Source organism: Anaerolineae bacterium (genome assembly GCA_014360855.1).
Taxonomy (GTDB): domain Bacteria; phylum Chloroflexota; class Anaerolineae; order JACIWP01; family JACIWP01; genus JACIWP01.
The window spans coordinates 15,227-28,118 of the sequence record JACIWP010000003.1 but is presented as its reverse complement, the minus strand read 5'-3'; the positions used below and the strand labels follow the sequence as shown (position 1 = coordinate 28,118).

The 12,892-nt window shown below is 66.4% G+C and carries 9 protein-coding genes and 1 riboswitch; of the genes, 1 reads left to right on the top strand and 8 read right to left on the bottom strand.

What is annotated here, in order from left to right; all coding sequences use genetic code 11:
• The 8 genes from H5T60_00450 to H5T60_00415 form a co-directional block, all read right to left on the bottom strand.
• Positions 1 to 645 (bottom strand): hypothetical protein (locus H5T60_00450; protein ID MBC7240903.1); only part of this gene is annotated, 645 nt, incomplete at its 3' end.
• Positions 646 to 654: 9 nt separating this feature from the next.
• Complete coding sequence (locus H5T60_00445) at positions 655 to 4,206, bottom strand: DNA polymerase III subunit alpha (protein ID MBC7240902.1); 3,552 nt, start codon at positions 4,204 to 4,206, stop codon at positions 655 to 657.
• Between the two features lie 152 nt (positions 4,207 to 4,358).
• A complete protein-coding gene (locus H5T60_00440; GenBank protein MBC7240901.1) occupies positions 4,359 to 5,186 on the bottom strand; it encodes an ECF transporter S component in 828 nt (275 codons plus the stop codon).
• The gene (locus H5T60_00435) at positions 5,183 to 6,835 is read right to left on the bottom strand and encodes an ABC transporter ATP-binding protein (GenBank protein MBC7240900.1); all 1,653 of its coding nucleotides are present in this window, start codon (positions 6,833 to 6,835) and stop codon (positions 5,183 to 5,185) included. The genes H5T60_00440 and H5T60_00435 overlap by 4 nt, the downstream gene beginning before the upstream one ends.
• A complete protein-coding gene (locus H5T60_00430; protein ID MBC7240899.1) occupies positions 6,832 to 7,917 on the bottom strand; it encodes an energy-coupling factor transporter transmembrane protein EcfT in 1,086 nt (361 codons plus the stop codon). Before H5T60_00430 ends, H5T60_00435 begins: the two co-directional genes overlap by 4 nt.
• A 7-nt stretch (positions 7,918 to 7,924) precedes the next feature.
• Positions 7,925 to 9,187: a hypothetical protein gene (locus tag H5T60_00425; protein MBC7240898.1), complete on the bottom strand. Its 1,263-nt coding sequence runs from the start codon at positions 9,185 to 9,187 to the stop codon at positions 7,925 to 7,927.
• A 73-nt stretch (positions 9,188 to 9,260) separates the two neighbouring features.
• Positions 9,261 to 9,833, bottom strand: a complete 573-nt coding sequence (locus tag H5T60_00420; GenBank protein ID MBC7240897.1) for a PEP-CTERM sorting domain-containing protein — start codon at positions 9,831 to 9,833, stop codon at positions 9,261 to 9,263.
• A 102-nt stretch (positions 9,834 to 9,935) separates the two neighbouring features.
• Positions 9,936 to 12,092, bottom strand: coding sequence for a hypothetical protein (locus H5T60_00415; GenBank protein MBC7240896.1), 2,157 nt, complete (start codon positions 12,090 to 12,092; stop codon positions 9,936 to 9,938).
• Positions 12,093 to 12,268: 176 nt separating this feature from the next.
• Positions 12,269 to 12,409, bottom strand: a riboswitch (cobalamin riboswitch).
• Between the two features lie 284 nt (positions 12,410 to 12,693).
• Here H5T60_00415 and H5T60_00410 point away from each other — a divergent pair.
• Positions 12,694 to 12,882, top strand: a complete 189-nt coding sequence (locus H5T60_00410; GenBank protein ID MBC7240895.1) for a hypothetical protein — start codon at positions 12,694 to 12,696, stop codon at positions 12,880 to 12,882.
• Positions 12,883 to 12,892 lie beyond the last annotated feature (10 nt).

Below are 12,892 nucleotides of genomic sequence, written 5' to 3'. Positions count from 1 at the left end.
ATCCCTTCCCGTCGTGAGCTGCTGGAGCGCTCGCTGCCAGGAATCTCCCTCGGGGCCAAAGGCCTCATCGCGGAAGCGGTAGTCGTTCTTGCGGATGAATTCCCTCAGTTCCTGGTCCAATTCTTCCCAACGGCGCAGATGGTGGGTGATCAGGAATTGGGCGGTGTCCTCGTTCATCGGATAACCGAGCAGGGCGCCGAGATGCGCCAGGCATAGGCCGTCCGATGCTTCCAGCGCGGCGCGGAAAGTCTCCTTTTCCAGGTATTCCGCACACGCGCCCAGGTAGGCATGTTCCATGGCGAGGTATTGCTGGCAGGCCGGGCAGGCGCCGTGCCCGGTGAGCAGCGCCCGCCATTCCTCGGATGAGGGCCGGCGCTTTGCATGCTGGAGGAGGGTCCCCAGGATGTCCTGATACAGGATGGCGATCCCCAGGGCACGGCCGGCGCCGGCCAATGCCGCGGCATGCTGGGCGCAAAAACCTATGGCCTCGCGGAATTTGTCCCGAAAAGAGGGGGCGTTCACCTGTTCGTAGAGCACCGCATCGAGGTACTGCGCCACGGCCCGCTCGCACAGCCGGCAGATGGGGCAGGCCGGCTGGCGCAGGGCCTCGATCAACTCATGATAGATGATGTGTTCCCCCGGCATGCGGTACTCTCACGGATAGACGATGTACGAGTCCACCCAGATATCATTGACGTTTCCGATGCCGCGCAGGCGCTCCTGCAGTTGCGGGCAGTAACGGGTGCCGAGGTTGGGGAATTCCAGCACCGTGCACTGCTGGCCGTCCTGCACGTGGATGACACAGCGGTCATCCCCCTCGAAGGATTGCAGAAGCTGGTAGATTTGGTTCAGCCGGCCCACATCGCGCTCGTAATCGCCGGTGCGCCGGAAGCGGATATGCAGGACGCGCGGCCGGCGCGGTGCCGGGGCTGGAGAGGTGGGCTTCTCCGCCCATCCCGCCGCTGGGCCTCCGCCGATCTCCGCCGGCTCTTCCTCGCCCTCCAGCTTGACCTTGACAAAGTTCTCGCGCACGGATTCGCAGATGAGGCTCAGCCGGCCCTCCTGTTGTTCCACCTTCGCCCGTACCAACAGCAGGCGGTCCTCCGTCCAGAGGGATTCCGTCTCCTGGAACAGGCGCGGGAAGACGACCAGCTCGAAGGAGCCCTGCAGGTCCTCCATGCGCACGAAGGCCATCGGTTTCTGGGAGCGGGCGATGATGCGGCGCACTTCGGTGACGATGCCGGCGAGCCAGATGGTCTGGCCGGCCAACTTCTCCGTGATGGCGCTGGACCAGGTAATGGAGATGCCTGGCAGTTCCTGGGCCAGCTTATGCAGAGGATGTTCGGAGATGTACACCCCTATCAGCTCTTTCTCCCAGGCCAGGAGCTGTTTGCGTTCGATGGGCGGAGCATCTTCCAGCGGGCAGAGGAGGGAGCCGTTCAGCATCTCGCCGAAGGCCGGCGCCAGGTCGAACATGCTCATCTGGCCAATTTGCCGGGCCTGGTGATAGGCGGAGCTTTCGGCCATAATGCGGTCGAGCGCGGCCAGCACCTGGTGGCGCGGGCCGAAGCAGTCCAGCGCGCCGGCTTTGATGAGGCATTCCAGGACGCGCTTGTTGAGCTGGCGCAGGTCGACGCGCCGGCAGAAATCAGCCAGGTCCTTGAAGGGGCCGCCGGCCTCCCGTTCCTGCAGGATCAGCTCCACCGCCCCTTCGCCCACGTTTTTGATGGCGCTCAGGCCAAAGCGAATGGCGTTCCCCTCGATGGCGAAATCGGACTGACTGCGGTTGATGTCCGGCGGCAGGATTTCGATGCCCATGCGCCGGCATTCCCCCACCAGCATGCCCACCTTCTCCGTGTTGTGGCGCTCCACGGTCAGCAGGGCGGTCATGTACTCCACCGGATAATGGGCCTTCAGGTACGCCGTCTGGCAGGTGATCATGGCGTAGTCGGCGGCATGGGCCTTGTTGAAGCCGTAGCGGGCGAAGTAGAGGATGTCGCTGTAAATGGCGTCCGCCACGTCCTCGTCAATGCCGCTGTGCTTCTTGCATCCCTCGATGAACAGCTCGCGGTGCTTGACCAGCACTTCCTCTTTCTTCTTGCCTACGGCGCGGCGGAGCAGGTCGGCCTCGCTGGCGGTATAGCCGGCCAGGTCGGTCAGGATGCGGATGATCTGCTCCTGATAGACGATGATACCGTACGTCTCGCCGAGGATGGGCTCCAGCAGAGGATGCTTGTAGGTGACCTCTTCCTCGCCGTGCATGCGGCGGATGTAGGTGTCAATGTATTCCATAGGGCCGGGGCGGTAGAGGGCGACGGTAGCCACGATGTGCTCGAACTTGGTGGGGCGCATAGTGGTCAGCACCCGGCGCATGCCGGCGGACTCCACCTGGAAGATGCCGGTCACATCGCCGGAGGAGAGCAGTTGGAAGGCCTTTTCATCCTCCATGGGGATGGTGTCAAGGTCCAGTTTGATGCCGTGGTTCTTCTCGATCAGCTCGCAGGCCCGCCGCATGAGGGTGAGCGTCGCCAGCCCCAGGAAGTCCACCTTGAGCAGGCCGATGCTCTCCAGGATTTCCATGGGGAACTGGGTGGTGGGGCATTGGGTATCGCTGGAATCGCTGGTTGGGCGGTGCAGGGGGGTGTAGTGCACCAGCGGCTTGTCGGAGATGATGACGCCGGCGGCATGGGTGGAAGCGTGGCGCGCCAACCCCTCCACACTGCGCGCCGCATCCAGCAGTTCGCGCACCTTGGGGTCGGACTCATACCGCTGGCGCAGTTCCTCACTTGCTTGTAGAGCCTTCTCGATGGTGACCTTGGGGCCTTCGGGCACCAGTTTGGCGATCTGGTTCACCACGCCCAGGTCAATGTCCATGGCACGCCCGACGTCGCGGATGGCCGCGCGCGCCCCGAGCGTCCCGAAGGTGATGATCTGCGCCACGTGGTCGCGGCCGTACTTTTCGATGGTGTACTGGATCATCTCCGCCCGACGGTCGTCCGGGAAGTCCAGGTCGATGTCGGGCATGGTGACGCGGCCGGGGTTCAAGAAGCGCTCGAACACCAGGTCATGGCGCAGGGGGTCCAGCTTGGTGATGCCCAGGGCATAGGCGACGATGCTGGCCGCGCCCGAGCCGCGCACGTTCCACCAGATGTCGCGCTCTTTCGAGGCGCGGCACAGGTCCCACACGATCAGGAAGTAGGTGTCGAATCCCATCTGATGGATGACGTCCAGCTCATAGTCGACGCGCGCTCGGATTTGGGGGGTGATTTCGGGATAGAGCCGGCGGATGCCCTCCTCCACCAGGGCGCGCAGATAGCTCTGGGCATCGGGGTATTCCGGCGGCACATCGAAGCGCGGCAGATGGTAGCCGTTAGAGTCCAGGTTGACCTCACAGCGCTCCGCGATCCAGAGGGTGTTGCGCAGGGCCTCGGGTAGCTCCCCGAACAGCTCCGCCATTTCTTCATATGACTTAAGGTAATACCCCTCGTCGCTCATGCGGATGCGGTTGGTATCGCGCACGGTGGCGCCGGTCTGGATGCAGAGCAGGATATCGTGGGCGCCGGCGTCCTCGCGCCGCACGTAATGGACGTCGTTGGTGGCCACCAGCGGGATATCCAGCTCACGCGCCAGTTCGATAAGCTGAGGGGTAATGCGGCGCAGGTCGGGTATCTCGTGGTCCTGCAGTTCGATGAAGAAGTTGTCCCTGCCGAAGACCTCGCGGTACCAGGCCGCGGCGCGCCGGGCAGCATCCGGCTGTTCCTCGATGAGCAAGCGGGGGACCTCTCCGGAGCCGCAGGCGGATAGGGCGATGAGGCCCTCCGCATGGGCCGCCAAGAATTCCTTGTCCACGCGCGGCTGGTAGTAAAAGCCCTCCAGTTGGGCGGCCGAGGCGATCTTCAGCAGGTTTTGATACCCTGTCTGGTTCTCCGCCAGGAGGACAAGGTGGAAGGGCCGGCGATCCAGGTTGGGGTCGCGGTCGCACATGCGGCGGGGGGCGATGTACATCTCGCAGCCGATGATGGGCTTGATGCCGGCGGCCTTGGCGTCGCGGTAAAACTGGATGGTAGCGTACATGTTGCCGTGGTCGGTCATAGCGATGGCCGGCATGCCCAGCTCGGCGGCGCGCCGGCAGAGGTCCTTGGTGCGGGCCAGCCCGTCCAGCAGGGAGAACTCCGTATGCACATGCAGATGTACGAACTGGTCCATAGCGGTTGTGCCTCGTCCTGCCGTCCGATTTCTTCGAGGGTGTGCTTCGGTGGAACAGGTGTCTTGCGGAATGCATTATACCACAGGTGACGAAATATAGCACAGTCTGCAGGCAGGGGAGAATGGGGAACGAGCTGTCTTTCGCTCGCCGGCTAGCGGGGTTCCATGCCGGCGTGCTCCACCGCCGGCACGATATGAAACCGGAAGCGTGCCTGGAAGCGGCGCAGGACCTTGAGCACCGCCGGCCCAAACAGCAGGATGAGCAGGGCGTTGCCGCCGGCGCGGCCCAGGTCCCACCATAAAGAGGTCGCCACGTAAAACACCGCGTAGCGCTCCAGCGTTTCGCGCAGTCCCAGGCCGGCGCTCCAGTACATGCTGGTATCCCCGGCCGGCGGCATGACGAACGGCCAGAACCAGATGTTCATGATGGCCCCGAAGATCATCCCCAGCACAGCGCCCCATACCGCCAGCAGGATGTTTTCCAGCCGGCCCAGCCGGCGCAGGTCCGGGATCCAGGCGGATGTCAGCCCGACCCAGCCGGCGGTAAACATTTGATACGGCAGCCACGGACCCACCCCGCCGCCCATCAGCGCTGAGACCAGCAGGGAGAGCGCCCCCAGCAGAAAGCCGAACGCGCCCCCGTACGCATAGCCGCAGAGGATGGGGAGAAAGAAGACGGCCGAGAACCCGCCCGGCCCGGGGATGGCGCGCAGGACCGCATTCATGGCCACCAGCACGCCCAGCACCGCCACCATTTTGGAGTTCATCTGGCCGCTTCCCAGGTTGGCCAGGATGGCGCCCAGGCAGAAGACCACCAGGATGATGAGCACCAGGGGAGCATCATTGGCGTGAGCGTGGGCGGCCAGGCCGGCCATCTGCTGGTCCGGCGACAGCGTGAAGAAGGGGTAAAGGAACGCGGTGACGCCTACGGCACTGGCCGCCAGGATGATGAGAGCGTTCATCCAGCCGATCCGCCTCATCGGCCGACCTCCGCCGGCGGCATGCCGGCCAGCACATCTTCCACCGTCAGGAAACGGTCATCCCGCAGGAGCTTGTTCACCTGGGAGGAGAAGATCATGGAGCTGGTCATCACCTTGCGCGCCGGCCCATCTACGATGACCTCCCCTTCTCCTAGTATGACGACGCGGTCCGCGCATTCCGCCACCAGCTCCACATCATGGGTGCTCATAATGATCGTCCGGCCCTGGGCTTTCTGGTCCTTGAGAAAGCCGGCCAGGGAGCGCTTCTGGGGATAATCCAGGCCGCGGGTCGGCTCATCGAGCAGGATGAGCGGTGGTTCCACTACCAGGATGGCCGCCAGGGCAGCGCGCTGTCGCTCTCCCACGCTGAGGTCGCGCGGATAGCGCTCGAGATGCGGCTCCAGCCCCAACGCCCGTATCAGGGGGGTGTAATCGCGCAGGGGCATGCCGTGATTGCGCAGGGTGAATTCCAGCTCATCCCGCAGGGTGTCCTGGAACAGGAGCGCGCCGGGGTTTTGGGGCACGTAGCCCACGAAGCGCGCCAGCTCTTCCACGCTGTGCCGGCGGGTATCGCGGCCGGCGACCAGCACCTGCCCCCGCTGGGGCTGAAGCAGGCCAATGATATGCTTCAGCAAAGTAGACTTGCCCGAACCATTGCGGCCCATCAGAGCCAGGAATTCTCCCTGATGGACCTGGAGGTGGATGCCGCGCAGGGCCGGCTGGTCCGTGCCGGAGTAGGCGTACCACACATCCCGCATGTCCACGGTCAGGCTGTCCTGCGGGAGGGCGTTGGGCGCCCGCCGGCGGATCACGGACTCCTCATCCTGGAGAGAGGGTTGTCCGACCAGGCCGGCGCGCCGGGCAAAGGGCCGCGCCTGTTTGATGGTCAGCGGGAGGGGGTGCCATCCCATTGCCTTGGCCAGGGTGATCAGCGGGGGCGTCAGGTCCACCCGCGCGAGGATCTCGGCCGGCGCGCCCAGGGCCGGCGGCTGTCCGGGCGCCGGCACCCACAGGATGCGGTCGGCGTACTGCGCTACCCGCTCCAGTCGATGCTCCGACAGCAGAATGGTCAGCCCCAGGTCCTCGTTCAGCTTCTGCAGGACGGTCAGCACTTCCTCGGCCGCCTGCGGATCGAGCTGGGAGGTCGGCTCATCCAGCACCAAGACCTTGGGCTGAAGGGTCAGCACCGAGGCGATGGCGACGCGCTGTTTTTCCCCGCCGGACAGGCTCGAAATCCGGCGGTGCCGCAGGTGCGCGATGCTCAACTGGTCCAGGACCTCCTCGATGCGCTTGCGCATGAGGGTCATGGACAGCCCCTGGTTCTCCATGGCGAAGGCCAGCTCGTCCTCCACCGTGTCGACGACGAACTGGGCCTCCGGGTCCTGGAGCACGAATCCGACCAGGTGGGCCATGCCCTTTGGGCCAAGCTCGACCGGGTCCAGGCCGGCCACCCGCACCGCGCCGGCGAATGTCCCGCCGTAGAAATGCGGGATCATGCCGTTGATACAGCGCAGGAGGGTGGATTTGCCGGAGCCGGACGGCCCGATGACCAGCACAAATTCCCCCTCCTCGATGTCGAAGGTCACATCGCGCAGGACAGGTTCTGGGCTGTCCGGGTACCAGTAGGAGACGCGCCGGAAGTGGATCACAGCGGTTCCCTCGGAAGAGGATATTGGTCTGGCTGGGCAGTGCGGGCCGATGGGAGGAGCCACGCCGGCGCCATGAACAGCGCATACAGCAGGCCCAGGCGCCAGTCGAACGTCGGCCAGACGGAGTAGGGCGGGTAAGGGTAATAGAACAGCGCGGCGCGGTTCAGCGCCCGGGCGATCAGGACGCCGGCCGCGGCCGCGACACTGCTCGCCACCATGAGCGTATCGCGCGACAGCCACAAATCATGGCGGTAGCGGGTGCGCCGCACCCGCCGGCCCTGCACCCAGAAGGCCGCGGCCATGAGCAGGAGGCCGCCGGCGGTGAGCAGGATCCCGATCCAGGCCTGCCGGGACCAGTAACTGCGGGCGAACAGGCCGGCCAGCACTGCCAATAAGCCGGCCAGCGTCATCCCCTTCAGGGTGTGATCCAGCAGGCGGCTGATGGAGGCGGCGGAGCCGCCAAAACCGCGCGCTTCCATGGACTCCGCGAGCTGCATGGCGCGCTCCAGGCCGGTGGTCAGCAGGGGCATGATGAGCGGCAGGAGGTCGCGGATGGTGCGGAAGCGGTGGCCGCGCACGCGCTGGGCCTCGCGGATTTCTTGCAGGGCGCTGATCATCTGGGGGACAAAGGCCAGGGCGATGGAGGTGATCATGCCGGCCAGGTACAGGAAGGCCGGCATGCGCCGCAGGAGCCTGGCGGTATCCACTGCGGAGTTGAATGTGGCGAATATCATCAACAGCAGGACCAGGCTCAGCCCGCGGGCGAACCCATAGGCGACGGCCTCCAGCGTGATGGCGCCGCCAATCAGGGGCCAGTCGGCCGGCAGGCGGAACAGCACATAGCGCCCATAATGGGACATTAAGGCGTTGAAGGGGATGGTGATGGCCCAGATCAGGAGGCCGGCCTTCAGGAAGGCGCCCCACTGCCGCGCAGTGGGCGAGCGCAGGCTGATGACCCGATAGCTGGCCAGCACGGCCAGCCCCAGCAGGGTCAGGTACAGCGGGTTGAGGGTCATCAGCGCGACAACAGCCGCGGCAGTCGCCCAGGCCAGCCAGGCCAGCGGATGGTAATCCTGACGCATGCGCACCTCACGCGCTCTGCCGGCGGATGGCCCAGGCCGCCAGTGCGGCCAGGAGGGACGCCACGCCGGCAAACACCCCATACTCGCCCCAGTGCGGGCCAGGCGCCTCGGCCGGCGAAGCGGTGGGGGGTGTCGCGCCGCGCGGTGCCGGCGCTTCGCCGGCGCGCGCCCATACCCTGGGGGTGTGGGGCGCCGGTGGGGTCGGCTGGGGCACTGCCGCGGCCGGCGGTGGCGGCGTGGTGGGCGGAAGCGAACCGACCATGGCCAGCGCGGCCGGCGTGTGCGTGGCGGTGGATGTCGGCGCTGGGGGTGTTGGCGTGCCGGTGGGCGTCAGCGTTGGCTCGGTGGCTGTGACTGGCGGCATGGTGGGGAACTGGCTAGCGCCGCTCGTCGGGGTCGCGGTGGCGGATGGCGTGGCGGTCGCCGGCAGGACGCGCACGTCAATGCGGCGGAACTCCTCGCCTTCGAACGTGACTACCCGCAGGACGTAAGTGGTATCGCTCACCGGGCAGACCTGGCGGATCTCTTCACCGATGACGCCCTGGTCATTAAGGTACACCGCTTGCACATTGCGCACACGCCAGCCCAGGTTCAGGCATTGGCCGGCGGGTATCTCCGTGCGGTCCGCCCAGAACTCGATGCTGGCCGGCCCGGGTGTTGGGGTGGGGGCGCGGGTCGGTGTGGAAGTGGACAGCGGCGTCGGCGTCCAGGTGGCCGTTGGAAGCGGCGTCGGGGTATTCGTCGCCGGCGGGGGGCAGACCTGGTCAAAGGTCACTGCCGGCGGCAGGGCGCCGTTCACGCCGTAGGTGCCCGAGCCCCAGGCCCATCCTTCCACGTCGCCGGGGCGCACCCAGTAGTTGCCGGCGCCGACATTGGAATACTGCCAAGCGCCGTTTTGCCAGTGGTAATAGGCCCAGTACAGGCAGTCCGCGCCCTCGCACTGACAGAAACAGCTTGTGTAGGGGAAATCACAGCCGTCGGAGCCGATCTTGCAGACCGCGCCGCCGTACATACCGCCTTCCTCAATAATGAGGCTCAGGCCGGAGCGGCGCAGGAGCTCCAGGCCGGTGATTTGGGGTTCGGAGAAGGTGATGCATCCGCTCCAGACAGAGCCGTTGCCGAAGCGCACTACCAGGCCGGCGCGGTTCGGGCCGTTCGCCTGCGCGGGCTGGGCGCCGGCGAATACGGCGCTGAGCGTCAGCAGACATGTCAGCAGAAGGCCCCAAATCCGCCGTCTATGATTTCCCCAACCAGGCGTTTGTCTGTGCATGAATCCCCCCATCTTGTGTCATGCCGGCCTGGGGGCAGAGGCCGAACGCCCCCAGGCCGCGAGCAGGCGATTCTCAGCGCGCCCGCCGGCGCAGTCCGACATAGCCCCCCAGGGCCAGCAGACCGCTTCCCAGCAAGGCCAGGGTCGCCGGCTCCGGGATTTCCGCCGGCGGCTCGAGCTGTTCAAAGGTGTATACCGGCGGCTTGACCAGCGGGTTCCAGTTCTCGTCCCAGCCGGTCCAGGAGAAGCCGATCACCTCCCGGTCGGCCGGCGTGTAGGCCGCGATGCCGGTGGGGGCCATGTCCCAATCGGTGCCGCTGGCATTCAGGAGCCAGAAGGCCCAGGATTCCGCCTGGCAGAAGCAGTCATCCGCCGGACAGCCGAAGGCGTTGATGCGGCAGAGGGCCACAAAGCCGCCGCCGTAATCCTTGGTCTCGACGTCCAGCGCCGAAGCGTTCAGGACGTCGAGCACTGTGGCGCTGGCCGGCACCGTCACTACTTCGAGATGCTGGGTGCCGTCACCGAAGCGCACCACAAGCCCCACGCGCTTGGTACTGCCCTGGGCTACCGCCGTGCCGATCAACAGACTGCCCAGCAGTACCGCCAGCAGGAGAACCGCCGCCATTCGCAAGACCTGTCTTTTCATCGTGCCCTTCTCCCTTCATTGTCAAGATGATATTCCTGCCTTGGCGCCCATTACGTTGCCGGCCGGCATCCAGGCGCAAAGCATACAACCCTGATATAACAATCAATGAGCCCGCAGTATCAGGGGCAGTTGCACCGGCTGATACCGCAGGGTCTGGCTGGTGAAGCCATTGGCACCGTCCGGGTCTGACGCCGTGATTTCTATCTCCATTTCCTGGCCGGCGGGCAGGCGGACGGTGAAATTCACCGCCGTGCGGGTTACCGGCAGGGGATCGGACCAGCCGCCGGCGCCATGCCGCACCCGCACGCTCACCGCGCTGTTGGCATTGCCATCCCCCTCGAAGGGGATGATCAGCAGGGGGCCGCCGGCGGTCTGGCGGAGCTGGGCCTGCCCGAGCTGGATGGGCGCCGGCGGCGCGGCGAGCATGAGCGCCGGCACCGCATCGAAGACGGCCAACATGCGGCTCTCGGGCAGGGAGAACATGTACACGAAGGCGCCGCTGTCTTCCTGGAAGGCTAGCAGGGCGTCGAGCGGGGTGATGATAGCGCCGGCGGCGTTCAGCCGCGCGTACGGCGCCTGCCAGGGATCCACGCCGGCGGCAATCAGGCCCTGCAGGGCCAGCGCGGTGGAGTTGGAGTTGCCGGCGGTGTTGGCCGCGATGGCCGGGAATGAGCCATCGGAGAACTGGATATCGCGCAGATAGGCCGCGGCGCGCGCCAGGGCCGTGCTGTCGGCCGGCTCTCCCACGGCGACGAGGGTATACATGGTGAAGCCGGTGGAGTCCACATCGGGATTCCCCGAGCCGAAGGCCCAGCCCCAGCCGCCGGTGGCATGCTGGTCCTGCACCAGCGTCTGGCGGGCGCCGTCCGGCACGGGGTCGCCGGCGGCCACCAGCCCCAACACCGCGAGATTGTGACGGTACAGCCAGGTCTGGTAGTAGCGGCCGCTGAGCGGGTTGTAGTAGCCCCGGATGATGTGCACCAGGTCAAACCCGCCGAAGGAGCGGGCGGAGCGGCCGGCCTCGACGGCGGCCATGGCGGCCTTGCCGGCCTCCGCCACGCGGTTGCCGGCGCCCTGTACGTACGAGGGCAGGGCCAATTCCAGGGCGCGTAGGGCGCTGGTGCCGCCGCGGCTCCAGGCCGCGCTGTCGGGGTCCTGGCCGGCGCGGGCGATGACGTAGACGGCGCTGGCGGTGGAGTTGGCGGCGCCGAAGCCGCCGTCCGCCGCCTGCTGGGTATGGAGCCATTCGACGGCGCGCACGGCGGCGAGCCGCGCGTGACGGGGCACCGCCGGCTTGCCCAGCAGACCGCGCACGCCGGCGGCTGTGGCGGAGATATCGGCTTGGGCGCCGGGATTCATGAAGGCGCCGTCGCCGGCCTGCATGTCGAGCAGGGCGCTGAAGGGCGACTGGCCGGCGGAGCTCCACGGGGAGGCATAGAGCGGCTGGCCGGCGGCGGTCAGGCCGAGGATGGCCGCGGCAGTGGCGCGCGGGTCAGAGGGACCCGGATAGGCCATCGCAAAGCCCTTGTCGGCGTTCTGATGCGTGCGCAGGTAGTTCACCCCCTGCTGGATGACGGTGGATGACGCCGGCTCGCCGGCCAGGATCAGCGCATGCAGTGCCAGGCCGGTGTAATAGGGACTGCTCGCATCGGACGGCGTGCTTCCCCAGCCACCGTCGGACCGCACGGCGCCCTTCAACCAATTAGCCGCGGCGGCCGGCACAGGCTGATAGGCGGCCCGCAGGGCGAGGATGGCGGTATATTGGGCCTCGACCGCCGGCGCCAGGTAGCTGGGGAACTGGCCGCTGGAGAGCATGGCAGAGGTCAGGCGCGTGACCCAGTTCTGGCCGGCAAACGCCCGCGGGTCCTCGCCGAGCGCGACGCTGGCCAGGATGTAGTGGGCATAGGCGAAGGGATCGGCCGGCAGGGCAGGCGCCTGGGCGGCCAGGTAGTCGGCCGGCGAGAAGCCGGCCGGCGTGCGCAGGAGGCTGGCGTCGCGCCCGCGGGCCAGGAACGCCTGCAGGGCGGTTGTCGTGGAGAGCCAGTCGGACGTGCCGGCGGGGCCGAAGCCTCCGTCAGCGTTCTGCTGGCCGGCCAGCCAGTTCAGGGCGAGGTCCGCTCCGGTCAGCCGGGCCTGGACAAGGGCCTGTTCGGCGTCGGATGGGCCGGCGGCGAGGAGCGTGCCGGCGGCCGGCAGGAACATGCTGACGGCGATGAACAGGGCGAGCAGTATGTATGCAGTTGGACGACACGGTCTCATGGCATCGTACCTCGGCCGGGATGGAAAAAAACAAGACCCCCCGCCTTCGAAGACGTGGGGCCTCTCGTGCTTGACGAGGTGCCGAATGATTCGGCCCCTTGTCCGAGCAGAACAAGGGGCCGCTGAGCACCAACTGGTATACACCGTTGCTGCTCCTACCCCCTTTCCTCGAAGGTGTTCGGAGCGAGGGCAGAGCCGGGTAATCTGGCTCTCCAGCTCAGGGTGGCTGGAATACAGTTGCGGGACAGCGCCGGCCTCTCACCGGACTTCCCCCGACGGCCCCGGGCCGTTCCGGGAGCCTGTCTCTGCCCAGGAATATGCGATTGTTGCCGATTTTATAGCACAGCTTGAGGAGGTTGTCAAACAAGGGATTGACCGTGTTGCATGTCCGACCAGGCGAGATTATAATCTGTGATGGAACTGCGGATCCAGCACGATGTATCGAGTTGCATGGCTTTTCCAATACCCTCCTGCATCGGATCCCCCGCCGGCCGCGGGCTCCGAAATCTTTACGGCTGTCAGCAGGGCATGGGTAACGGAGGTGGTGAATCCGGCCCCTGGGGTAGGCCGGCGTGCTGACGTTGAATCAGCCGGAAGGGACGTGGTCCGCGTGGATGTCACTGAGCTGGTCCGCAAGTGGCTGGCCCATCCAGAAGAAAACCTGGGCATCCTCCTGCGCGGTAGGGCGGGCGGAGGGGGGCAGTACACCCTGCGCTCATCCGAGCATCCGGATCAACAATACCGCCCTAAGAAGGTATTCCTGCCCTTGGTGCTCCGCTCGCCGAAATGAACGGGAGCGA

Coding starts and splice junctions, on each gene's coding strand:
- H5T60_00445 (MBC7240902.1), bottom strand. CDS start 4,206: ATGGACCAGTTCGTACATCTGCATGTGCATACGGAGTTCTCCCTGCTG.
- H5T60_00440 (MBC7240901.1), bottom strand. CDS start 5,186: ATGAGGCGGATCGGCTGGATGAACGCTCTCATCATCCTGGCGGCCAGT.
- H5T60_00430 (MBC7240899.1), bottom strand. CDS start 7,917: ATGCGTCAGGATTACCATCCGCTGGCCTGGCTGGCCTGGGCGACTGCC.
- H5T60_00425 (MBC7240898.1), bottom strand. CDS start 9,187: ATGCACAGACAAACGCCTGGTTGGGGAAATCATAGACGGCGGATTTGG.
- H5T60_00420 (MBC7240897.1), bottom strand. CDS start 9,833: ATGAAAAGACAGGTCTTGCGAATGGCGGCGGTTCTCCTGCTGGCGGTA.
- H5T60_00415 (MBC7240896.1), bottom strand. CDS start 12,092: ATGAGACCGTGTCGTCCAACTGCATACATACTGCTCGCCCTGTTCATC.